Annotated in this window: 23 protein-coding genes and 1 rRNA gene; 1 reads left to right on the top strand and 23 read right to left on the bottom strand. The window is 69.5% G+C overall.

All coding sequences use genetic code 11. The features are described 5' to 3' along the window. Positions 1–15 precede the first annotated feature (15 nt). The 8 genes from QSK35_RS33565 to ald all read right to left on the bottom strand — a co-directional run bounded on the left by QSK35_RS33565 (position 16) and on the right by ald (position 6,460). Positions 16–750 (bottom strand): pseudouridine synthase, encoded by a 735-nt coding sequence (locus QSK35_RS33565; RefSeq protein ID WP_285751682.1) that lies wholly within the window; start codon positions 748–750, stop codon positions 16–18. Continuing rightward, on the bottom strand, positions 743–1,543 hold the full coding sequence (gene scpB, locus QSK35_RS33560) for an SMC-Scp complex subunit ScpB (protein ID WP_285751881.1): 801 nt from the start codon (positions 1,541–1,543) through the stop codon (positions 743–745). The genes QSK35_RS33565 and scpB overlap by 8 nt, the downstream gene beginning before the upstream one ends. A gap of 458 nt (positions 1,544–2,001) precedes the next feature. Then, positions 2,002–2,814, bottom strand: coding sequence for a segregation and condensation protein A (locus QSK35_RS33555; RefSeq protein WP_285751681.1), 813 nt, complete (start codon positions 2,812–2,814; stop codon positions 2,002–2,004). Further along, a complete protein-coding gene (locus tag QSK35_RS33550) occupies positions 2,811–3,125 on the bottom strand; it encodes a hypothetical protein (RefSeq protein ID WP_285751680.1) in 315 nt (104 codons plus the stop codon). Before QSK35_RS33550 ends, QSK35_RS33555 begins: the two co-directional genes overlap by 4 nt. Then, positions 3,122–4,057, bottom strand: coding sequence for a ParA family protein (locus QSK35_RS33545; protein WP_285751679.1), 936 nt, complete (start codon positions 4,055–4,057; stop codon positions 3,122–3,124). The genes QSK35_RS33550 and QSK35_RS33545 overlap by 4 nt, the downstream gene beginning before the upstream one ends. A gap of 100 nt (positions 4,058–4,157) precedes the next feature. Next, on the bottom strand, positions 4,158–4,478 hold the full coding sequence (locus QSK35_RS33540) for an ArsR/SmtB family transcription factor (protein WP_285751678.1): 321 nt from the start codon (positions 4,476–4,478) through the stop codon (positions 4,158–4,160). 24 nt (positions 4,479–4,502) lie between these two features. Next, entirely contained in the window at positions 4,503–5,390 is an 888-nt protein-coding gene (gene xerD / locus QSK35_RS33535; protein WP_502881758.1) for a site-specific tyrosine recombinase XerD, read from the bottom strand. Next, complete coding sequence (gene ald / locus QSK35_RS33530; RefSeq protein ID WP_285751677.1) at positions 5,387–6,460, bottom strand: alanine dehydrogenase; 1,074 nt, start codon at positions 6,458–6,460, stop codon at positions 5,387–5,389. Before ald ends, xerD begins: the two co-directional genes overlap by 4 nt. Before the next feature lie 53 nt (positions 6,461–6,513). Between ald and QSK35_RS33525 the strand changes: the two genes are divergently transcribed. After that, the gene (locus QSK35_RS33525) at positions 6,514–7,125 is read left to right on the top strand and encodes an NINE protein (protein ID WP_285751676.1); all 612 of its coding nucleotides are present in this window, start codon (positions 6,514–6,516) and stop codon (positions 7,123–7,125) included. Here the strand turns inward: QSK35_RS33525 and QSK35_RS33520 are convergent. From QSK35_RS33520 to rrf, 15 genes are all read right to left on the bottom strand, one after another. Beyond that, positions 7,114–7,494 (bottom strand): DUF2752 domain-containing protein, encoded by a 381-nt coding sequence (locus tag QSK35_RS33520; RefSeq protein WP_285751675.1) that lies wholly within the window; start codon positions 7,492–7,494, stop codon positions 7,114–7,116. The genes QSK35_RS33525 and QSK35_RS33520 overlap by 12 nt on opposite strands. A gap of 27 nt (positions 7,495–7,521) precedes the next feature. After that, on the bottom strand, positions 7,522–8,139 hold the full coding sequence (locus QSK35_RS33515) for an NUDIX domain-containing protein (RefSeq protein ID WP_285751674.1): 618 nt from the start codon (positions 8,137–8,139) through the stop codon (positions 7,522–7,524). Further along, positions 8,140–9,819 (bottom strand): CTP synthase, encoded by a 1,680-nt coding sequence (gene pyrG / locus QSK35_RS33510; protein ID WP_502881757.1) that lies wholly within the window; start codon positions 9,817–9,819, stop codon positions 8,140–8,142. An 817-nt stretch (positions 9,820–10,636) separates the two neighbouring features. Next, the gene (locus tag QSK35_RS33505) at positions 10,637–11,566 is read right to left on the bottom strand and encodes a copper transporter (RefSeq protein ID WP_285751671.1); all 930 of its coding nucleotides are present in this window, start codon (positions 11,564–11,566) and stop codon (positions 10,637–10,639) included. Then, the gene (gene steA / locus QSK35_RS33500; RefSeq protein WP_285751670.1) at positions 11,563–12,747 is read right to left on the bottom strand and encodes a putative cytokinetic ring protein SteA; all 1,185 of its coding nucleotides are present in this window, start codon (positions 12,745–12,747) and stop codon (positions 11,563–11,565) included. Before steA ends, QSK35_RS33505 begins: the two co-directional genes overlap by 4 nt. Before the next feature lie 15 nt (positions 12,748–12,762). Beyond that, entirely contained in the window at positions 12,763–13,251 is a 489-nt protein-coding gene (locus QSK35_RS33495) for a hypothetical protein (protein ID WP_285751669.1), read from the bottom strand. Beyond that, positions 13,248–13,694, bottom strand: a complete 447-nt coding sequence (locus tag QSK35_RS33490; protein WP_285751668.1) for a hypothetical protein — start codon at positions 13,692–13,694, stop codon at positions 13,248–13,250. Before QSK35_RS33490 ends, QSK35_RS33495 begins: the two co-directional genes overlap by 4 nt. Beyond that, the gene (locus QSK35_RS33485; RefSeq protein ID WP_285751667.1) at positions 13,694–14,302 is read right to left on the bottom strand and encodes a hypothetical protein; all 609 of its coding nucleotides are present in this window, start codon (positions 14,300–14,302) and stop codon (positions 13,694–13,696) included. The genes QSK35_RS33490 and QSK35_RS33485 overlap by 1 nt, the downstream gene beginning before the upstream one ends. A 358-nt stretch (positions 14,303–14,660) precedes the next feature. Further along, on the bottom strand, positions 14,661–16,445 hold the full coding sequence (gene recN / locus QSK35_RS33480) for a DNA repair protein RecN (protein WP_285751666.1): 1,785 nt from the start codon (positions 16,443–16,445) through the stop codon (positions 14,661–14,663). Between the two features lie 101 nt (positions 16,446–16,546). After that, positions 16,547–17,437 (bottom strand): NAD kinase, encoded by an 891-nt coding sequence (locus QSK35_RS33475; RefSeq protein WP_285751665.1) that lies wholly within the window; start codon positions 17,435–17,437, stop codon positions 16,547–16,549. Beyond that, positions 17,434–18,240 (bottom strand): TlyA family RNA methyltransferase, encoded by an 807-nt coding sequence (locus QSK35_RS33470; protein ID WP_285751664.1) that lies wholly within the window; start codon positions 18,238–18,240, stop codon positions 17,434–17,436. The genes QSK35_RS33475 and QSK35_RS33470 overlap by 4 nt, the downstream gene beginning before the upstream one ends. A gap of 4 nt (positions 18,241–18,244) precedes the next feature. Continuing rightward, positions 18,245–18,412 carry a hypothetical protein gene (locus QSK35_RS33465; protein WP_285751663.1) on the bottom strand — a complete coding sequence of 56 codons (168 nt, stop codon included), beginning with the start codon at positions 18,410–18,412 and terminating at the stop codon, positions 18,245–18,247. A gap of 4 nt (positions 18,413–18,416) precedes the next feature. Further along, positions 18,417–19,211, bottom strand: a complete 795-nt coding sequence (locus QSK35_RS33460) for an HAD-IIA family hydrolase (RefSeq protein WP_352244167.1) — start codon at positions 19,209–19,211, stop codon at positions 18,417–18,419. 7 nt (positions 19,212–19,218) lie between these two features. Next, a complete protein-coding gene (locus QSK35_RS33455) occupies positions 19,219–21,432 on the bottom strand; it encodes a hypothetical protein (protein ID WP_285751662.1) in 2,214 nt (737 codons plus the stop codon). Positions 21,433–21,521: 89 nt separating this feature from the next. Continuing rightward, a 5S ribosomal RNA gene (gene rrf, locus QSK35_RS33450) occupies positions 21,522–21,638 on the bottom strand. Positions 21,639–21,648 lie beyond the last annotated feature (10 nt).

The raw sequence follows: 21,648 nt of genomic DNA, 5'->3' as shown, positions 1-21,648 counted from the left end.
GGGTCGGTGGGGCTCCTACAGGCCAACGAGCTTGTAGAGCCCGCCGACCTCCTGCCGGTTCAGCACCCGCATGGAGCCCGGCCGCTGGTTGCCCAGCTGCACCTCACCGATCGCGGTGCGCACGAGGCTGCGCACCGGGTACCCGACCTCGTCGAGCAGGCGCCGCACGATGTGCTTGCGCCCCTCGTGCAACACGACCTCGACGAGCGCGCGGCCCGGCATCGAGTCGACGAGCTTGAACGCGTCGACCTTGACCGGCCCGTCCTCCAGCTCGATCCCGGCCTTGAGCCGCTTGCCGACGCCCTTCTCGACCGGTCCGGGCACCTCGGCGAGGTAGGTCTTCATGACGTTGTACGACGGGTGCATCAGCCGGTGCGCGAGCTCGCCGTCGTTGGTGAGCAGCAGCAGCCCTTCGGTGTCCGCGTCGAGCCGCCCGACGTGGAACAGCCGCTCCTTGCGGTTGCGCACGTAGTCGCCGACGCACGGCCGGCCGAGGTCGTCCTCCATCGTGGACAGCACGCCGAGCGGCTTGTTCATCGCGATGGTGACGACGTCTTCGCGGATCTGGACCCGGACCCCGTCGACGTGGACCACTGCCGTTTGTGGGTCGATCCTGCGGCCCTGTTCCCTGACGACTTTGCCGTCGACCTGGACGCGCCCCTCCGCGATCAGTTCCTCCGAGGCGCGGCGGCTCGCGATACCCGCCTGGGCGAGCACCTTCTGCAGCCGTACGCCTTCCTGGTCAGACATCGTCGATCGCATCCACTTCGGGCAACAGGGGAGCGATCGGCGGCAGGTCGGCGAGCGACGGCAGCCCCAACCGCTCCAGGAACAGTTCGGTCGTGCGGTACAGGATCCCACCGGTGTCGCCGTCCGTGCCGGTCTCTTCAATGAGACCGCGCGCGACGAGCGTCCGGATGACGCCGTCCACGTTCACGCCACGCACCGCGGCGATACGAGCCCTCGTGACCGGCTGCCGGTAGGCGATGACCGCGAGCGTCTCGAGCGCGGCACGCGTGAGCTTCGCCCGCTGGCCGTCCAGCAGCAGTTTCTCCACGAAGGGAGCGAAGCGGTCGCGCGTGTAGAAGCGCCAGCCGTCACCCACCCTGCGCAGGTCGATGCCGCTGCCGGACTCGGTGTACCGGTCGCTGATCCTACGCAGTGCTTCCTTGATTCGTTTAACCGGCTGTTCGAGGGCGCTGCTGAGTTGGTCCTCGTGGATCGGGCTGTCCACTACCAGGAGGACGCTTTCCAGGGCGCCATCGAACTCGCGGTCTTCGGTCAGGTCCGGGAGGCCCGAGTCTTCGATCTCCTCCGGGCTGGCGTCGGCCAGTTCCGCCGCTTCGAGGGCGGCGGCTACCGCGGCCTCGTCCGGGTCGGGGCCGGGTTCGGCGTCGGGTTCGGGCTCGGTTTCAGGCGCGGGCTCGGTTTCAGGCTGAGCTTCGGACTCCGGCTCGGGCGTGGGCTCAGGCTCACCGTGCTCAGGCTCGGGCTCGGCGTGCTCGATCTCCGGCTCGGCGGCGGATTCGGGCGAGTTGTCCACAGATTCGGCAGCCGACCCCTGATCGGGCCCGAAACTGTCGGTGCTCGTCGATACGCTGGAACCGGGGGGCGCCCCCGCGGGCTCGCCACCAAGATCGGAATCACCGGCGGGCTCGGCGGACTCAGGCTCGGTCGGTTCAGGCGCCGCCAGTTCAGACTCGGCCGATTCGAGCTCGGCCAGTTCAGGCGCCACCGGTTCGGGCTCGACCAGTTCAGACTCGGTGACTTCAGGCTCGTCCGGTTCGGGCTCGGACTCGTCAGCGGCCCCGGAATTGTCAGACCCCGCCGATAGACTGGAACCGGGGGGCGCCCCCGCGGCCTCAAGATCAGCCTCAGCCGGAGCCCCGGACGCCGAGACAGCCTCGCGCGCCCCAACCCGCCCGGCGAGCGCAGCCCCGGCGGCATCCAAAGCGGCGAAGTCCCACGAGCCGGAAGACTCAGGACGCTCAGTCGGCTCGGTCATCCGTATTCCTCGTCCTCATCAAATTCCGAAGCCTCAACCGAAGCCGAATCCAAACCCCCACCGACCCAAGTCACCTGCAACGGCCCCAACGGATCAGGCTGCTCGAACGCCAGCACCTTCTCCCGGTACAACTCCAGCAGCGCAAGGAACCGAGCCACAACGTCCATTGTCGACGAACAGTCGGCCACCAGGTCAGAGAAGGAAGCAGTCCCCAACGAGGAGAGCCGCGAGCGCAGCATGTTGGCATGCTCCCGCACGGACACCCGGTGCTGGTGAATGTGCGAAGTGGACACGGTCTTGGGCGGCTTGGGCCGGAACACAGCCGCGGCGATCTCGGCAAAGCGACTCGGTGTAACCCCGAGCATCACCTCAGGCAGCAACCCGAGGAACCGAGGCTCCAAAGCCACGGATCGCGGATATCGCCGATAAGCCCCTTGCTCGAGCTCAGCAAACAACGCGGCGACCTGCTTGTAAGCCCGATACTGCAACAACCGGGCGAACAACAGATCCCGGGCCTCCAGCAAAGCGAGGTCGTCCTCGTCCTCCACGTCACCGGCGGGCAGAAGACGAGCCGCTTTCAGGTCCAGCAATGTAGCGGCGATGACCAGGAACTCGGTGGTCTCGTCGAGATCCCACGACTCCCCCATGGCACGAATATGCGCGATGAAGTCATCGGTCACCTGGTGCAGCGCCACCTCGGTGACATCCAGCGTGTGCTGCGAGATCAGCTGCAGCAGAAGGTCGAACGGGCCTTCGAAGTTCGTCAGCCTGACCTTGAATCTGCCGTCATCAGGAAGAGCGTCTGTCACTGCTCGCGCAACCTACGCACAAGCAACGAATCGGCGCCGGAAGCCTCGAGGTCGTCGAGCACGATCGCAATGGCCTCACGCACGATCCGCCCGCGATCCACACCCAACGCATGAGACCCGCGCAACTCCAGCCGCGCCTGCTCCAGAGCGAGCAGCTCCTCGTCGGACACGTAGACGGTGATCTTCGTGGTGTGTTTGGTCCGGCCACTACCCCGCCGCTGAGCGGGAGGAGCGGGCACATCGGAGACGTCAGGAGCCGAGGTGAGCCGGAACAGTTCGGCCGCGCCCGGCAGTGATGGGCGACGGTTCACCGGGCGATCACCTCGCGCGCCAGGGCACGGTACGCCTGCGCGCCCGCCGAGCGCGGCGCCCAGCGGGTGATCGGCTCGCCGGCGACGGTGGTCTCCGGGAAACGCACGGTGCGGTTGATGACGGTGTCGAACACGACTTCGCCGAACGCCTCGACGACGCGCGCCATCACCTCGCGGGAGTGCAGGGTGCGGTGGTCGTACATCGTCGCGAGGATGCCGGTGATCTCCAGCTTGGGGTTCAAACGTTCCTTGACCTTCTCGATGGTGTCGATGAGCAGCGCCACCCCGCGCAGCGAGAAGAACTCGCATTCGAGCGGGATGAGCACTCCGTCCGCGGCCGCGAGGGCGTTCACCGTGAGCAGGCCGAGCGAGGGCTGGCAGTCCACCAGCACGTAGTCGTAGTGGTCGATCACCGGACGCAGCGTGCGGACCAGCGTGTGCTCGCGGCCGACCTCGGAGACGAGCTGGATCTCGGCCGCGGAGAGGTCGATGTTCGACGGCAGCAGGTCCATGTCGTCGACGACGGTCTTGCGGATCACGTCCCGCACGCCGACGTCGTTCTCCATGATGACGTTGTAGATCGTCTGGTCGAGCTGGTGCGGGTGGATGCCGAGGCCGACCGACAGCGCGCCCTGCGGGTCGAAGTCGACCAGCAGCACGCGGCGGCCGTACTCGGCGAGCGACGCACCGAGGTTGATGGTGGACGTCGTCTTGCCGACGCCGCCCTTCTGGTTGCAGACCGCGAGGATCCTCGCCGGACCGTGGTGCACGATCGCCGGCGGCTCCGGGGCATACCTACGAGGCCGCCCACCTGGGCCGACGCCGTCCACCTGCTCGGGGGCGACGTCGTCCACGGGCGCGGCGTGGGGCGCCAGGCTGAGGTCGACGGGAGGACGCTGCGCGTAGCGCTCGGCGTGCTCGGGTGTCGACATGGCCTGCTTACCTCACTGCTCGTAGTCGTCTCTCCGGGCGCAGCCTAGGCGGCACACATGCCAGCGGCAACGCGCCTCGCCGAGGACGTCCACAACGAGGTCAAGCAGGTACATCCGATCGGGCGGCAGCCGACAGGACCACGTCGAGCAGTCCGGGGAACAACCGGTCGAGGTCTTCGCGCCGTAGCGACACCCATCGCTGGTTGCCCCGGCATCGCGTCCTCGTCACCCCGGCCTCCCGGAGCACCCTCAGGTGTTGTGACAGCGTCGACTTCGCGACCCCCACTTCGAACGCCCCACAGAGGCGCTCGCCGTCGACCTGGATCTGCCGTACTACGGCCAGCCGGGTCGGATCACTCAACGCGTGCAACACAGCGGGAAGGTCGATCGCCTCGAGGAGCGGCTCGTCCAAGTTCGGCACGTTTACACCGTACCCGTGGATGCCTCACATTCCAGTGGCACGTGGGTGAGCGGTCGCATAAACCTCGCGCAATGTCGTAACTGTTACCAACGTATAGACCTGAGTAGTCGTAACGGACGCATGCCCCAGCAACTCTTGGACCACACGAACATCCGCGCCGCCTTCGAGCAGATGAGTCGCGAACGAGTGGCGCAACGTGTGCGGTGACACGGGAGAGCGGATTCCGGCGTCCTCCGCCGCCGTTTTCAGGACCTGCCAGGCTGACTGACGCGACAGTCGACCGCCGCGCGCGTTGAGGAACAACGCAGGCGTGCCACGTCCCTTGGCGGCCAATGCCGGTCGCGCTCTCACCAAGTAAGCGTCCACAGCGGCCAGCGCGGGCCGGCCCACCGGCACGAGCCGCTGTTTGCCGCCCTTGCCGTCCAAGAGGACGGTCCGCTCGTCCGCGTCGATGTCATCGATGTCGAGCCCGACGACCTCGGAAATGCGCGCTCCGGTGGAGTACAGCAACTCGAGCAACGCCTTGTCCCGCAAGTTGGACACGGTGTCGAGCAACCGGAGGACGTCGTCGACCGGTAACGCCTTCGGCAGCCGTTTCGGCGGCGACGGCGGGTGCACGGCGCGCGCGACGTCGTGCGGGACCAAACCTTCCTTGCAGGCAAAGCGATGCAGCCCGCGCACGGCGACGAGCGTCCGGGCCGCGGACGACGCGGCGAGCCCGCTTTCCCGCAGTGCCGCCAGGAACTCGGACACGTGCCGCTCGCTCACGCCGTCGAGGCGCGTCACGCCCTGTGCTGCCAGGTGTTCCTCGTACCGCCGCAGATCGCGGGTGTACGAATCGAGAGTGTTGCGGGCCGTGCCGCGCTCGACCGCGAGATGATCCAGATAACCGGCGACGACTTCGGTGATCACCCCGACAGGCCTTCCAGGACGATCCGCCCGCCGACCGCGTTCACGCCCTTCGCGAGCGCCGGGTCATCGGCGATCGCGGCCTCGAAACCCTTGTCCGCCAACGCGAGCGCGTACGGCAGCGTCACGTTGGTGAGCGCCCACGTCGAGGTGTTCGGCACCGCGCCGGGCATGTTCGCGACGCAGTAGAAGACGGAGTCGTGCACGCGGTACGTGGGGTCGGCGTGCGTCGTCGGACGGGAATCCTCGAAACAGCCGCCCTGGTCGATCGCGATGTCCACGAGCACGCTGCCCGGTCGCATCTCGGACACCAGCCGGTTGCTCACGAGCATCGGCGCCTTCGCGCCCGGCACGAGCACCGCGCCGATCACGAGATCCGCCCAGCGGCAGGCCTTCTCGACCTCGTAGGAGTTGCTGGTGATCGTCTGCAGGTGTCCCCGGTAGGTGAAGTCGATCTGCCGCAACCGGTTCACGTTGGTGTCCAGCACGACGACCTCGGCCTGCAGCCCGAGCGCGATGGTGGCCGCGTTCATCCCGGCGACACCGGCGCCGATCACGACGACCTTGCCCGCCGCGACACCGGGCGCGCCGCCGAGCAGCACGCCCCGGCCGCCCTGCGCGCGTTCGAGGCAGTGCGCGCCGACCTGGGCAGCCATCCGGCCGGCGATCTCGCTCATCGGGGCGAGCAGGGGCAGCGAGCCGTCCGGCAGCTGCACGGTCTCGTAGGCGATGGCGGTGATACCGGAGTCCGCGATGGCCTTCGTGCACTCGGGACTGGCCGCGAGGTGCAGGTAGGTGAAGAGCACCTGATCCGCGCGCATCCGGTGGTACTCGTCGGCGATCGGTTCCTTGACCTTGAGCACCAGCTGGGCCCGCGCCCACACGTCGTCGGCGGTCGCGGCGATCCGCGCGCCCGCCGCGACGTAGTCCTGGTCCGGGAAGGACGATCCGGCACCGGCGCCGGTCTCCACGACCACGTCGTGCCCGCGGCGCACCAGTTCGACCACGCCGGCCGGGGTGATGGCGACCCGGTACTCGTGGTTCTTGATCTCCTTGGGGACTCCGACCAACATCGTCGCAGCGTATTCCGCACACCGGTCCGGTGCATCGGATAGCGTTCCGCGTCGTGTCGCAACCTTTCGGACCCGAGCACCACAGAATCGGCAACCAGCAGCGCGAAGAGGCGATCAACGCCCTGAACGACCACTTCGCGGCCGGGCGAGTCGACATCAGCGAGTACGAGAACCGGGTCACCCGCGCGACCACAGCGCAGACATATCAGGAGCTGGCGGACCTGTTCAGCGACCTGCCGCACCCGCACCCGCCGTTCCTGGCCCCGCCCACGCCGCCGCCGTTCCCGACGATGACGATGGCGCCGCCGCCACCGCCCCCGTACACGCCGGCTCCGGGGTTCGCGACGCCTCCGCCGCCCCCTCCCCCGCCTGGTTACGGGACGACCGGGTACGGAGCGACCGGGTACGGGGCGAACGTCTACGCGCCGTACGGCTACGACCCGCTCACGGGGATGCCGCTGTCGGACAAGTCGAAGGTCGTCGCCGGGATCCTGCAGCTGTTCCTCGGCCACTTCGGCGTGGGCCGCTTCTACATGGGCGACACGGGCATCGCGGTCGCCCAGCTGCTGACGTGCGGCGGTTGCGGCATCTGGGCGTTGGTCGACGCGATCATCATCCTGGTCAACGGCGGCACGGACGCCCAGGGCCGCAAGCTACGCGACTAGGTTCCGCACGACCATCCACACGAGGCCCGTGGCCAGGACCGTCACCCCGACGGACTTGGGCACGGGCTTCTGCTTCTCCCCCTTGCGGGAGGCGTTGAACCAGCGCAGCCACAGCCAGGCCATCAGCGGCAGCCCGGCGACGAGCATGACGGCGTTGAAATGCCACGCCGCCACGACGTCGCCGTGCAGCAACGCGTGGACCATTCGCGTTGAGCCGCACGCCGGACAGTCCAACCCGGTCAGCCAGTTGAACGGGCAGCGCGGCAACCACGAGTCCGGCGAGTTCGGGTTGACGAACATCAGCACCCCGCAGCCCGCCGCCGCGGCGGCAAAAACCATGAGGGGAGCCTTCATGGACCTCAGGTACATGAAGGCTCCCCTCATGGAAGATCAACTTCAGCCGCGGGCGGCGAAGCGGGTGGGGCGGTCCTGCCACGGGGCGTCGGCGGGCCGGGCGGACGCCCGGCCCTCGACCACCTCGCGAGCGGCGAGCAGGCCGCCGATCGCCGACGAGTTCACGATCTCGCCCGAGAACACCATGCGGACCGCGTCGGACAGCGGGAAGCGGTGGATCTCCAGATCCGCCTCCTCCTCACCCTGGTGATCGCGGTCCACTTCGGACAGTCCCTGCGCGAGGAACACCCGCACGACCTCGTCGGTGAAACCGGGCGAGGCCGCGACGTCCACAAGCGTGGACCACCACTGCGCGGCGAGCCCGACCTCCTCGCCGAGCTCGCGCCGTGCGGCGTCCACGGGGGACTCCCCGGCCGAGTCGAGCAGCCCTGCGGGCAACTCCCACAGGCGCCGCCCGAGCGCGTGCCGGTACTGGTGGATCAACGTCACGTAACCCTCGGAGTCCAGCGCCACCACGGCGACCGCGCCGGGATGTTCGACGATCTCGCGCTTGGCGTGCTCCCCGCCGGGCATCTCGACGTCGTCGATCCGCAGCGCCACGACGCGACCGACGTGGACGTCCTGCGAGCCGGCGACCTTGAACTCGTGACGATCACTCACTTACTTGGCTCCTGCCGTGAGCGGAAGACGTTCCGCGACACGGTAGTCGATCGCGGCCCGCACGAAAGCCGCGAACAGCGGATGCGGCTTGGTGGGCCGCGACTTGAGCTCCGGGTGCGCCTGCGTCGCGACGAAGAACGGGTGCACCTCCTGCGGCAGCTCGATGAACTCGACGAGCCGCCCGTCCGGCGACACCCCGGAGAACACGAGCCCCGCGTCAGCGAGCTTGCCGCGGTAGGCGTTGTTCACCTCGAACCGGTGCCGATGCCGCTCGGACGCCTCACTCGCGCCATAGGCGTTCGCAACCTGCGAGCCGGGCGTCAGCTTCGCAACGTACGCGCCGAGCCGCATCGTGCCGCCCATGTCGCGCTCGCCGGAGATGACGTCCTGCTGGTCAGCCATCGTGCTGATAACAGGCGCGCCGCCCTCCTCGAACTCCGCGGAGTTGGCGTCCGCAATGCCCGCGAGGTTGCGCGCGGTCTCAATGACCATGCACTGCAACCCAAGACACAACCCGAGAATCGGCACGCCACGCGTCCGCGCGTAGGTAATGGCCCCGATCTTGCCCTCAATACCGCGCACCCCGAACCCGCCGGGAATGAGCACGCCGTCCATCCCGGCAAGCGAGCGCGCCGCACCTTCAGCGGTCTGACACTCGTCCGACGGCACCCACTTGATCTCAACCTTGGCGCGATGCGCGAACCCACCCGCACGCAACGCCTCAGTGACGCTCAGGTACGCGTCCGGCAGGTCAACGTACTTGCCGACCAGCGCGATCTTCACCGTCTCCGACGGGTTGTGCACGCGGTCGAGCAGGTCGCCCCACACCGTCCAGTCGACGTCACGGAACGGCAGCCCAAGCCGCCGCACGACGTACGCGTCAAGCCCCTCCCCGTGCAGCACCTTGGGGATGTCGTAGATGGACGGCGCGTCCACGGCCGCCACGACCGCGTCCGTGTCCACGTCACACATGAGGCCGATCTTGCGCTTGAGCGCGTCCGGAATCTCCCGATCCGCCCGGCACACGATCGCGTCAGGCTGAATACCGATGTTCCGCAGCGCCGCCACCGAGTGCTGGGTCGGCTTGGTCTTCAACTCGCCGCTGGGCGCCAGGTACGGCACCAGGCTGACGTGCAGAAAGAACACGTTGTCGCGCCCCACGTCGTGCCGCACCTGCCGACACGCCTCGAGGAACGGCAGCGACTCGATGTCACCGACGGTGCCACCGACCTCGGTGATGACGACGTCCGGCGTAACCCCGTCGGCGTCCGGCTCGGCCATAGCCCGGATCCGCCGCTTGATCTCGTCCGTGATGTGCGGAATCACCTGCACCGTGTCGCCGAGGTACTCCCCGCGCCGCTCCTTGGCGATGACCTCGGAGTACACCTGGCCAGTGGTGACGTTCGCGTCGGCGCTCAGGTCCCGCGCGAGGAACCGCTCGTAGTGGCCGATGTCGAGGTCCGTCTCGGCCCCGTCGTCGGTCACGAAGACCTCGCCGTGCTGGAACGGGTTCATCGTGCCGGGGTCGACGTTGAGGTACGGGTCCAGCTTCTGCATGGTCACCCGAAGGCCACGCGACGTGAGCAACTGGCCGAGGCTGGAGGCGGTGAGTCCCTTGCCGAGGGAGGAGGCGACGCCTCCCGTGACGAAGACGTGCTTGGTCGTACGTGCCTGCTGCACCAACGGGGCTCCCGTGACATCCGGTGAGGGTCCTCCCTCACGTCCACGGGCCCTAACGCTAACACGAGACCCGTCACTCAGCGCACCAAGCCCCACAGACAAACATCACCCACTTGGCCGAGCCACGATGCGCGAAGCGCGAGTCCCCCACGCCCAGCGCGCCAGCGCACACCACAGCGGGTGGTGGGCCCTCCCGTCGCATCGCAGGCGAACGCCCTGCCGCATCCGGGATCCCAGGTCAAGCACGCTTTTCGCTTGACCTGGGATCCCGGATGTGGCTGCCTCTGGTGCGATGCGACGGGAGGGCCCACCACCCCAAGGCGACCCACTACGAAACCGGACCACGGGGAGGGCCCCTCTTTGAGCTGAGCCGGGGTCCGGGGCGGAGCCCCGAGCAGTAAAAGGCGACCACGCACGCAACCGACAGCCAAGGCGCAACCACGCACGCAACCGGCAGCCAAGGAAAGTCAGCGCGTCGCACTAGCGACCCACCACAAAAGCCGCCGCGTCAACACAAACGCAAGCCGAGCAAACGCGACCACAACGCAACACCCGAGGAAGGCGACCACCGGGAAAGGCAAGCCAGAGGTCCCCCCGAGCGAAGCACCCCTTGCACATATCCAAGCACGCACCACCGACAAGATCAGGAGCCCGCGAACGCACCACCCACAGCCCACGAACGCACACCTCAGGACCCACGAACGCACACCTCAGGCCCCACGAACATACGACTCACAGGTCGGGAACGTACGACTCGCGCCCCAGAGCGTGAACTGAGGACTCGCCGGGCTGAACTGAGGACTCGCGAAGCCCAGGACTACGCCGCAGGCGAGGGAGCCTCCGCATTCCCAGCCACCCCGTACCGCCCCGACCGCCCCTCCAGCTGCTCCCGCAAAGCGAGCACAGTAACCACCCGCCCAGCAGCAGTATCAAGATTGTCCACAGTAGACAGAATCGAAGTGGCGGCAGTATCCGCCCGCACGACCCCAATAGCCCCGGACCCAGTAGCCGACCCGTCGGACCCGGCAAGCACAGTCCCAGCCCCGGACCGATCCATCTGCGTAGCAAACCGGGCAATGGTCGCAGCCCGATCCCCAGCCGAGTCCCCCACGGCAGCCCCACCGGTGAGCACCACGGCCAGCTGAGCCGCCTTAACCCCCTGAGTAGCCCGAACAAACCCAGCATTGGCCAACCCAGCCAAAGCCGAGGCAGATTCGTCAGCCGAGGCCTGAGGCTGATTGTCCTTGTTCAACAACAGCAGCGTCCCGAACAACCCACCAGCCCGAGTCCCAGGATCAGCAGCGGTAGGCAGCGAAGTCCCGGCAGGCTGCAACCGAGCCACCAGGTCCCGCAACTGATCAGCCTTGTTGGGATCAGAAAAAGACTCGGTGAGCTGCAGCTCGCCAGTAACGATCCCGCCGGCCGCCTTGATCAACGCAACGAGCTGATCCCGATCGGTAGGCCGCGCATCGGACGTCGTGACCAACACGACGGTCCGCTCAGCAAGCCGATCCTTCACGGCCAGCGGCCCGACGGAGGAAGCGAACCGATCAGCCTCGGCCAACCGGGCGTTCAGAGCGTTGCGCTCGTCCTGCAGATCGGACACCTGCTGCCCAAGCGTGTTCTTCTCGTTGGACAACCCCGACAACAGCCGCCCGCTGATAGCGGTAGACCCGAGCACCACGCCCACGGCGAGCGCCAGGAACACAGCCGTGATCGACACGATGTGGTAGCGCAGCGAGATCACGAGAACAACCCCCCGAACCAGTCGACTACGGTTTTCCAGCCGTCGACGGCGATGTCGACGTACGCCTGACCGACCCCGGACACAGCCAGCGCCGACACCATCGCAACAACAGCGGCGACCACCAGCAGAACGATCACGCCGAGCGAGACCCGGCTGCGGTGCAGCGTCGCGACCGCCTCCCCGTCGACGAGCTTGCTGCCGAGCTTGAGCCGGGTGAGGAAGGTCGAGGGATTCGAACCCGAGTGACCACGGTCAAGGAACTCGCGCAGCGTCGCGCGCAGGCCGACCGTGACGACCAGGGACGCGCCGTGCGCCTCGGCGAGCAGCAGTGCGAGGTCCTCGGCGTTGCCGGACGCGGGGAACGTCACCGCGCCGATCCCGAGATCCTGGATCCGCTGGAGGCCGGGCGCGTGACCATCGGTCTGCGCGGGGACGACGACCTCGGCCGCAGCCTTCAAAGACGCCGTACCGATGCCATCGGGGTCGCCCACCACGATGTCCGGCTTGAACCCGGCGTCGTGCAGCGTGTCGGCGCCGGTGTCGACGCCGATCAGCACGGGCCGGTACTCGCGGATGTACTTGCGCAGCCGACGCAGCTCCTCGGCGTGCGACGGCCCGCCCGCGACGACCAGCACCTGGCGGTCGCGGATCGGCACGTACACCTCGGGCACGCCGACACCGTCGAGGATCAGCGTGCGCTCGCGGCGCAGGAACTCGATGGTGTTCGCCGAGAACGCCTCGAGCTGCGCCGACATGCCCGCCTTCGCCTCGATCATGGCGTCGGCGATGGACTCGGCGTTCTGCTCGATGCCCTTGGCGAGCTCGCGCTCACCGGCGTAGACGACGCCTTCGTGCAGGCGGAGCTTGGTGCCTTCCTTGATCTCCCGCAGCGCCGCGGCGCCGACGCTGTCGATCAGCGGGATGCCCGCCTCGATCAGCAGCTCGGGCCCCAGGTTCGGAAACCGCCCGGAGATCGACGGCGACGCGTTGACCACGCCCACGACCTCGGCCGCGACCAGCGCCTCAGCTGTCCGCCGGTCGAGGTCGACGAGGTCGAACACGGCCACGTCGCCGGGACTGACCCGGCGCACCAGGTCGCTCGCCTTCCGGTCCACCCGCGCAACGCCGGTGACGCCAGGCAGTTCGGTGCTGGAGCGGCTGAGCAACCCGGAGAGCTTCATGCGTCCGATAGTGACTCACGGTGCACGCGGGACAGGTGAGGCACGCCGTGCCCGAGTCGGGTGAAGCACAGTTCCCAGCACTGCGATCAGCAAGGCCGATGCGAGAAACCACACTCCGTCACCGAACCCGGCCTGCAGACCGGGGTCGATCGCGAGGTTGCCCTCGCGGTGGAACCGGATCGCGTTGCCGAGGTACACGAGCAGCATCCCGAGCACCCCCGCGAGCAGGGCGCTGCCGGCGAACGCCAGGCGTTTCGTCTGCCGGGGCCAGGCCAGCGCTACCGCGATGACCAGCACCGCGACCGCCACGGGCACCCCGAACAGCGGGCTGTGCTGGTCGACAGTGCCGGCGAAGTCCGTGCGCCACCCGGTGGTGATGAAGTCCTTGCGCGGCTCGTCCGGTGTGAGCGCGATGCTGAGGTGCGACAACGGGCGCGTCGTCCCGAACAACGCGAGGCCGGCCGCCCCGACGAGCGCGCCGATGCTCGCGATCCGCCGGATCACGCCGCCTCCCTCTGGAGCGCGATCGCACCCACGACGGCCGCGACCGTGCCCACGACCAGCAACATCACGCCGATCCCAGGCGAGAACGACTGTCCAGCCGTCTCGTCGACGTGCCCCTTCTCCGAGAGAAGCAGCGTCAGCAGAATCCCCACCGCCCCGACCTGCGCCGCCGCACCGCCAAGCGCCGTGTACGCGGCGAGCCTCCGGCGGAGGAACACACTTGCCGCGAGGGCCGCGGCCGTCACGGTCAGCGGAATCGCGTAGAGCGGCGACAGCTCACCCGGCGGCCAGTCCCCCGGCTTGTTGACGATCTCGGTGCCCCAGGCCCGGACGATCACCTCGACGCCGCCGGGATACGCCGACGAGTACAACGGCAGCACGAGCGCCGCGACCGTGAGCACCACGCCCACCGCCAGCAGAGCAGCCGCCGTCGCCCGGTTCATCAGGTGTCCTCCTGTCGCGGCATACCGTACGGCGGCGTGTCCGTGTCGTCAGGAGGGATCTCGTCGTCCTCGATGCGATGGATCACCACCGGCCCCGTGACCTGCGGTTTCTCGCGCGGCGGCAGCGGCTGCATCATCAGCGCGGCCCCGGCGAGCGCCGTCACGGACGCCACGATGAGCACCCACAGCCCCTGCCCGACCTCGAAGACCGCGTTGGGCGGCGCCGGTCCCCCGGCCGTGATGTAGCTCTGGACGCTCAGCACGTCCTCGCCCGCAGACCACACCGCCCCGGTGAGCAGCGCTGCGCCCAGCGGGGCGACGAACGCGGCCAGCACCGACAGGCGTGGCGACCGGAACGCCAGCACAGCGGACCCGACCAGCAGCGCGGCCGCCACGACGATCGGGATGCCATACCGCGTCGGGTGCACCTGTGGATCGAACGGGGAGTTGTCCATGACCCACTCCCAGGCCGTCGGCCCCTGCCCGCCCTCCAGGCCACCGATGTCGGCGCCGAACGACTGCCAGTACAGCAACATGAAGCTGGCCGCGACCGCGAGACCGGCCGCGACCACCACGAGCACCGACCCGAGTGCCCTGCGAGTGATCACCGCACCAGTGTGTCAGGTGGCGTGGGTGCCCGACGGCCCCGGAATTGTCGGTGCCTTCTGGGAGAATTAAAAACGGGGGACCCCCTGGTCGGGGGGACGCCCGCTTGAGCATGCGGAGGGCCGCGCGGATGCCATGGTGGGGTGCGCGGATGCCGCGATGGGGGATGCGCGAAAACCGGGCTCTAGGAGCGCATGACCCGCTGCTCGAACGCCTGACCTGCGGGGCGAACGCACAACCCAGGCGGTAGGACCGTACGACTCACCGGTCGGGAACGTACGACTCACCCGGCGAGAACCCACCTATCCACCTGGCGAGAACCCACCCATCCACCTGATGGATGCGTGGCCGCGCCCTCGGTTAGGACTTCTTCTTGCCCTTGCGGCGCACCACGGGCGCGGTTTCCTTGTCCGCCTTCGCCGCCGCCAGCAGCTCCTCGGCGTGCGCACGCCCGGTGTCGGTCGAGTCCATGCCGGCCAGCATGCGCGCCAGCTCGATCACCCGGTCCGACTCGGAGAGCTTGCGCACGGCGCTGCGGGTGAACGTCCCGTCGGCCGACTTGTCCACCACGAGGTGCCGGTCGGCGAACGCCGCCACCTGCGGCAGGTGCGTCACGACGATGACCTGGTGGCTGCGGGCCAGGCGCGCCAGGCGCCGGCCCACCTCGACCGCGGCCCGGCCGCCGACACCGGCGTCGACCTCGTCGAACACCAGGGTGGGCACCGGGTCGGAGTGCGACAGCACGACCTCGAGGGCCAGCATGACCCGTGAGAGCTCACCGCCGGACGCGCCCTTGTGCACGGGCAGCGCGGGGGCGCCGGGGTGCGAGATCAGGCGCAGCTCGACGTCGTCGACGCCGCTGTTGCCCGCATGCAGCTGCTGCTTGCCGACCAGCAGGGCGTGCGGGTCGTTGGGCTCGGCCGGGCGCGGGCGGACCGCTACCTCGACCGTGGCGTGCGGCATCGCCAGGCCGTCGAGCTCCTCGGTGACAGCCTTGCCCAGCTCCAAAGCGGCTTCCAGGCGCGCCTCGGTCACCTGCTGGGCGTAAGCCGCGAGCTCTACGGCCAACGAGTCGCGCCGGGAAGCCAGTTCGGCCAAAGCCTCCTCGGACGTGTCGAGGCCGTTGAGTCGCTCGCGCGCCTGCGTCGCCCACTCGATGACGCCGTCGATGTCCGCGGCGTACTTGCGGGTCAACGCCTTGAGCTCGGCCTGGCGCTGCAGCACCTGCTCCAGGCGGCCGGGGTCGGCCTCCAGGTGGTCGAGGTAGCCGCTGATCTCCGCACCGACGTCCGCGAGCAGCGTCGCGGCCTCGGCCAGGCGGGGCTCCATCTCGCGCAGCTTCGGGTCCTCCGAAGTGGACAGCCGGCGCCGCGCCTCGGAGATCAGCCCCAGCGCGCCGGGGTTGTCCGGGTCGCCGTCCACGGCACCGCTCACCGCGTACTGCGCGCCCTGCGCCGCCTCGCGGAGCTGGTCGGCGTCGGCCAGGCGGCGGGCCTCGTCGTGCAGTTCGTTGTCCTCGCCCGGTTTCGGGTCGACCGCGTCGATCTCGCCTAGACCGTGGCGCAGCAGGTCCGCCTCGCGCGCGAGCTCGCGGGAACGTTCGGTGCGCTCGGTCAGCTCGGCCGCGACGCGCAGCCACTCCTCGCGGATGCGCTGGTACTGGCCGAGCGGCTCGGACACGTCGTCGCCGGCGAAGCGGTCCAGGACCGCGCGCTGTTCGGTGGGACGCAACAACCTCAGCTGGTCGTTCTGCCCGTGCACGGCGAGAAGTTGTTCGGACAGCTCGGAAAGCACGCCGACCGGCACCGACCGGCCACCCAGGTGCGCGCGGGACCGGCCGTCCGACCCGACGGTCCGCACTGCGATCACGGTGCCGTCGTCGTCCGGCTCGCCACCCACCTCGTCGGCGACCTTGGCCGCCGGACTGCCCGCGGGCGCGTGGAATCTGCCTTCGACGACCGCCTTGTCGGCCCCGGTGCGGACGCGCGACGCCTCGGCCCGACCACCGCCGAGCAGGTGCAACCCCGTCACGACCATGGTCTTGCCCGCCCCGGTCTCGCCCGTGACGACGGTGAACCCGGAATCGAGCTCGAGCGTCGCCTCGTCGATCACGCCAAGGCCTTTGATGCGCATCTCGGCCAGCACAGGGCGAACGATACTTGCCTCCCCTGACAGTCTTTCGCTCGGCCGGGTGCGGGTGTCCCGCAAAACACTGCTCGCGAACGCGGCGTAGCCCAGCGGTGAGATCAGCCTGCCGATGGTCCCCGCCACCCCTTCACAGGCAACGTGAACTTCTCGACGAGCCGGTCGGTGAACGGCTCCTTGCGCAGCCGCGCGACCTTCAGCGGCAGCTTGCCCTCGACGATCTCGATCCGGCTACCCGGCGGCAGCTCGAACGTGCGCCGCCCGTCCGCGGACAGCACCGCGGGCTGGCTGGTCGGTTCGACCTCGAAGGCCACCACGGACTTCGGCGACACGACCAGCGGCCGCGCGAACAGCGCGTGCGCGTTGTTCGGGACCACCAGCAGCGCCTGCACGTCCGGCCACATCACGGGCCCGCCCGCGGAGAACGCGTAGGCCGTCGACCCGGTCGGGGTCGCGCACAGCACGCCGTCGCAGCCGAACGCCGACACCGGCCTGCCGTCGACCTCGACGACGACCTCCAGCACCCGTTCCCGGATGCTCTTCTCGACGCTGGCCTCGTTGACCGCCCACGTCTGCGTGATCACGTCGCCGTTCACCCGCGCCGTGACGTCGAGCGTCATGCGCTCCTCGACGTAGTAGTCGGATGCCAGCACGTGGCTGACCGCCTCGTGCAGCGCGTCCGAGTCCGCCTCGGCGAGGAAGCCGACGCGGCCGAGGTTCACGCCGAGCACGGGAATGCCCGCGGGAACCGCGAGCTCCGCGGCGCGCAACAGGGTTCCGTCACCGCCGAGCACGAGCACGAGCTCCGTGCCCACGGCGGCGTGCTCGTCGGCCGGGACCAGCGCCGTGCAGCACGACGGTCCGAGGTCGGACGCCTCCTCGTCGAGAACGCGCACGGTGATGCCGCCGACGGCGAGCCGGCCGGCGACCTGACGCGCGAGATCGACGTTGCTCTGGTGTCCGGTGTGGACGACCAGCAGGATTTCCCTCATTGGGGCCCTTCTGCGACAGCGGTTCGCACCATCTCGGCGATCACGTCCGCGTCGGCCGGATCGCCTTTCCTGAGCCAGAGGAAGTATTCGACGTTGCCCGAGGGTCCGGGAAGCGGACTCGCCGTGACGCCACACGCCCGCAGGTTCAGCTGCTGCGCGGCTTCGATCACCTCGATGACGGCGGTGGCGCGCAGTTCCGGGTCGCGCACGACACCGCCGGAGCCGAGCCGTTCCTTGCCGACCTCGAACTGCGGCTTGACCATCGGCAGCAGGTCGCCCTCCTCGTCGAGGCACGCGGCCAGTGCGGGAAGCACCAGCCTCAACGAGATAAACGAGAGATCGGCCACCACGAGTTCAACTTTTCCGCCGATGTCCTCGGGCGTGAGGCTGCGGACGTTGGTCTTGTCCTTCACGACGACCCGGTCGTCGGTCTGCAGCTTCCAGTCGAGCAGACCCCGCCCGACATCGGCCGCGACGACCTGCCGGGCACCGTTGCGCAGCAGCACATCGGTGAAACCGCCAGTGGATGCGCCGGCGTCGAGGCAGCGCTTGTGCTCCGGGTTCACCTGGAACGCTTCCAGGGCTCCGACGAGCTTGTGCGCACCACGCGACGCCCACTTGGGGTCGTCCTGGTCTTCCTTGACGACGAGTGCCGTGTCCGTCTCGACGGCGGTCGCCGGTTTGGTGGCGACCGTGCCGCGGATCGTCACGCGGCCTTCGGCGACGAGCTGACTGGCGTGCTCGCGCGACCGGGCCATGCCGCGGCGCACGAGTTCGGCGTCGAGCCGAGCCCTGCGTGGCACCGGATCACACCTTGTCGATGCTGGACAGCGCGTCGGTGAGGGTCGCGTGTACCGCGTCGAACCGCGCGACGTGCTCGGCGACCTCGACATTGTCGAGTCCCTCGAGCCGCTGCAGCGCACCTTCGATCGCGTCCGCCGGGTTCGGCGGAGGGCCGGGCAGGGGATAGTTCACGGTTTCACGGTAGCCCATGCAGAACGGACAGGTCGGCGCCGACATACGTGGGCCGCCACTCCTCCGGCAATGCGTCGGCTTCCGCCCGCGTCGACACCCCGGTGAGCACGAGCAGCGAGTCCATTCCGGCGTTCACCGCACCCGCGATGTCGGTGTCCAGCCGGTCGCCCACGACCAGCGGCCGGTGGGCGCCCAGGCTCTTCGCCGCCTGTTCGAGCAACGGCGTGGCCGGCTTGCCCGCCACGAGCGGCTCGGCGTCGGTGGCGGCCTTGAGCGCCGCGACCATCGCGCCGTTGCCGGGCAGCAGCCCGCGCTCGGTCGGCAGGGTGCGGTCGACGTTGCACGCGACCCACAGCGCGCCGTTGCGGATGGCCACGCAGGCCTCGGCCAGCTCACGCCAGCCGAGGTCCTGCGACAGACCCTGCACGACCGCCTCCGCGTCGGCGGTGGTCACCGGTTCCAGCCCACGGGCCGCGATCTCCGCGACCAGGGCGCTCGTGCCAAGCACCAGCACCTTCGTGCCCGGCGGCACCCGCTCGGCGACCATCGCGGCGCCCGCCTGGGCGCTCGTGCTGACCTCGTCCTCGGCGGTCTCGAAGCCCAGCTCGTTGAGATGGGCCGCGACCGACTGAGGCGAGCGAGAGGCGTTGTTGGTGACGAAGCGGATGCCCGCGCCCTTCGTGCGAGCCTCGGCGACCGCCTCGGCGGCGCCGGGAACCGCTTGACCGCCCCGGTAGACCGTGCCGTCGAGGTCGATCAGCAGCGCGTCGTACCGGTCCAGCAACGTCTCGTCGCTCACTAGGCGCTCATTCCTTCTCGGCGGCGGCGTCCTGCGTGTCCTCGGTCAGCTCGAACGCACGCTCGGCCGCGTCGGTCTCGCCCTCGTCGTCCGCCTCGGCGGCGTTGAGGAACCACTTCACGGCCTCCTCGGTACGCCCGGCCGCGGCCAGGTTGTCCGCATAGGCGTAGAAGAGGCGCGCGCTGAACTCGGTCCGCTTGCTCGGGTCGAGGTCCGGGCCCTGCAGCGCCACGACCGCGGCGTCCAGCTGACCCATGTCCCGGCGAGCGCCGGCCGCGACGATGCGCAGCTCGATCTCCTCCTCGGCGGGCAGCTGCTGGCCCTTGGCCTCTCGGGCGAGCTCGATGGCCCGCTCCGGACGCCCGAGCGCGCGCTCGCAGTCCGCCATGATCGCGAGGTGACCGTGGCCGGTCGTCATGCGCCGCGCGGCCCGCAGCTCGGACAGCGCCTCGGCCCACTCGCCCGCGTAGTACGCGGTCAGGCCGGCCGCTTCGCGCACGACGCCGACGCGCGCCGCCTTCGTGCGGGCATGGCGGGCGTGCTCGAGCGCCAGCTCGGGCTCGCTGTCGATCAGCAGACCGGCGGCCGCGAGGTGCCGGCCCACGATCTCCGCGAGCCCCTTCGGCAGGCTGCGCAGCTCGCCGCGGATCTCCGGGTCGAGCAGCGACAGGTCCGCGTCCTCGGGCAGCTCGGGCGCACGGCCGCGCACCGGGGCGGGCTCGTCGTCCTGCTGGGGCTCCGCGGCGACGGGCTCCTGGGTCTCGGGCTCCTGGGTCTCGGGCTCGTCGGCGTCGTCGTTGTCGTCCGTGTCGCTGTCGACGGCGTCCTCGTCGACCTCGTCGGTGGACGTCTCCTCGGCGACCTCGGCCTGCTCGTCGGTCAGCTCGGCCGCCGGCGCCTCGACCACGGCAGCGGTCTCGTCCTGCTCAACGGTCTCGACGGTGCTGTCCTGGTCCTGCTCCGCGGCGCGCTCCTGGAACCGCGCAGCACGTTCACGGCTGCGCTGGTCGCGGCGGTCGTCACGCTGGCGGTCGTCACGGCGGTAGCCACCGCGGTCGTCCCGGCGGTCGTCACCACGGAAGCCACCGCGGTCCTCGCGACGGTAGCCACCTTCGTCGTCGCGGCGGTACGAGCGACGCTCGCCCCGGTCACCGGCGGGCCGGTCGTCGCGCGAGCGGTAGCCACCGCGGTCGCCGGCCGGGCGGTCGTCCCGGCGGTATCCGCCCTGGTCATCGCGACGGAACGAGCGGCGCTCGCCCCGGTCGTCGCCACCCTTGCGGTCGTCACGGTTGTAGGAGCCGCCACGGTCATCGCGGCCGCGGTACCCACCGCGGTCGTCACGGGAACCGCCCTCACGGCGGAAACCACCACGGTCGCCGCTGGGACGGTCGTCGCGGCGGAAGCCACCCCGGTCGCCACCGCGGTCATCGCGGGAGCGGTAGCCGCCCCGGTCACCGGCGGGACGGTCGTCGCGGCGGAAACCGCCGCGGTCACCACCGCGGTCATCGCGGTTGTACGAGCCGCCACGGTCATCCCGCGAACGGAAACCACCGCGGTCGTCACGCGAGCGGTACCCGCCCCGGTCACCTGTCGGACGGTCCCCGCCGCGGTCATCGCGGGAGCGGTAGCCGCCCCGGTCACCACTGGGACGGTCCGCGCCGCGGTCATCGCGCGAGCGGTAGCCACCGCGGTCGCCGGCCGGACGGTCGTCCCGGCGGTATCCGCCCTGGTCATCGCGACGGAACGGACGACGCTCGCCCCGGTCGTCGCCACCCTTGCGGTCATCGCGGTTGTAGGAGCCACCGCGGCGGAAACCGCCACGGTCGTCACGGCCCCGGAACCCACCGCGGTCGTCGCGGGAACCGCCCTCACGGCGGAATCCACCCCGGTCGCCACCGCGGTCGTCGCGGGAGCGGTAGCCGCCCCGGTCGCCGCTGGGACGGTCGTCGCGGCGGTCCCCACCGCGGTCGTCACGCGAGCGGTAGCCACCGCGGTCGCCGGCCGGACGGTCGTCCCGGCGGTATCCACCCTGGTCGTCGCGACGGAACGGACGGCGCTCGCCCCGGTCGTCGCCACCCTTGCGGTCATCGCGGTTGTAGGAGCCACCGCGGTCGTTGTTGCTGAACTTGCGATCGCCTGCTGAGCGGCCACCCTCGGAACGGCGCGGTCGGTCTCCCTGGCCACGCTGACGGTCGCCGGGACGATCCCCGAACCTAGACACCAAATCCTCCTATGGACACGCTGAAAGGGGCTTGCGATACAAGAGCACTCCTAGTGTGCCCCCATCGCAAGCCCCTTCAGGGAAGTAAAGTTCGGCGGCGACCTACTCTCCCACACCGTCACCAGTGCAGTACCATCGGCGCAGAAGGGCTTAACTACCGGGTTCGGAATGGGACCGGGTGTTTCCCCAACGCTATAACCACCGAAACACTATGGA

Source organism: Lentzea sp. NBRC 105346 (genome assembly GCF_030269605.1).
In the GTDB taxonomy this organism is placed as follows: Bacteria; Actinomycetota; Actinomycetes; order Mycobacteriales; family Pseudonocardiaceae; genus Lentzea.
This window is presented reverse-complemented; position numbering and strand designations above follow the sequence as displayed.

Bases quoted from the DNA above. Each gene is read 5' to 3' on its own strand.
- QSK35_RS33565 (WP_285751682.1), bottom strand. From the start codon at position 750: ATGTCTGACCAGGAAGGCGTACGGCTGCAGAAGGTGCTCGCCCAGGCG.
- QSK35_RS33545 (WP_285751679.1), bottom strand. From the start codon at position 4,057: ATGTCGACACCCGAGCACGCCGAGCGCTACGCGCAGCGTCCTCCCGTC.
- ald (WP_285751677.1), bottom strand. From the start codon at position 6,460: ATGTTGGTCGGAGTCCCCAAGGAGATCAAGAACCACGAGTACCGGGTC.
- QSK35_RS33520 (WP_285751675.1), bottom strand. From the start codon at position 7,494: ATGTACCTGAGGTCCATGAAGGCTCCCCTCATGGTTTTTGCCGCCGCG.
- steA (WP_285751670.1), bottom strand. From the start codon at position 12,747: ATGAAGCTCTCCGGGTTGCTCAGCCGCTCCAGCACCGAACTGCCTGGC.
- QSK35_RS33490 (WP_285751668.1), bottom strand. From the start codon at position 13,694: ATGAACCGGGCGACGGCGGCTGCTCTGCTGGCGGTGGGCGTGGTGCTC.
- QSK35_RS33475 (WP_285751665.1), bottom strand. From the start codon at position 17,437: ATGAGGGAAATCCTGCTGGTCGTCCACACCGGACACCAGAGCAACGTC.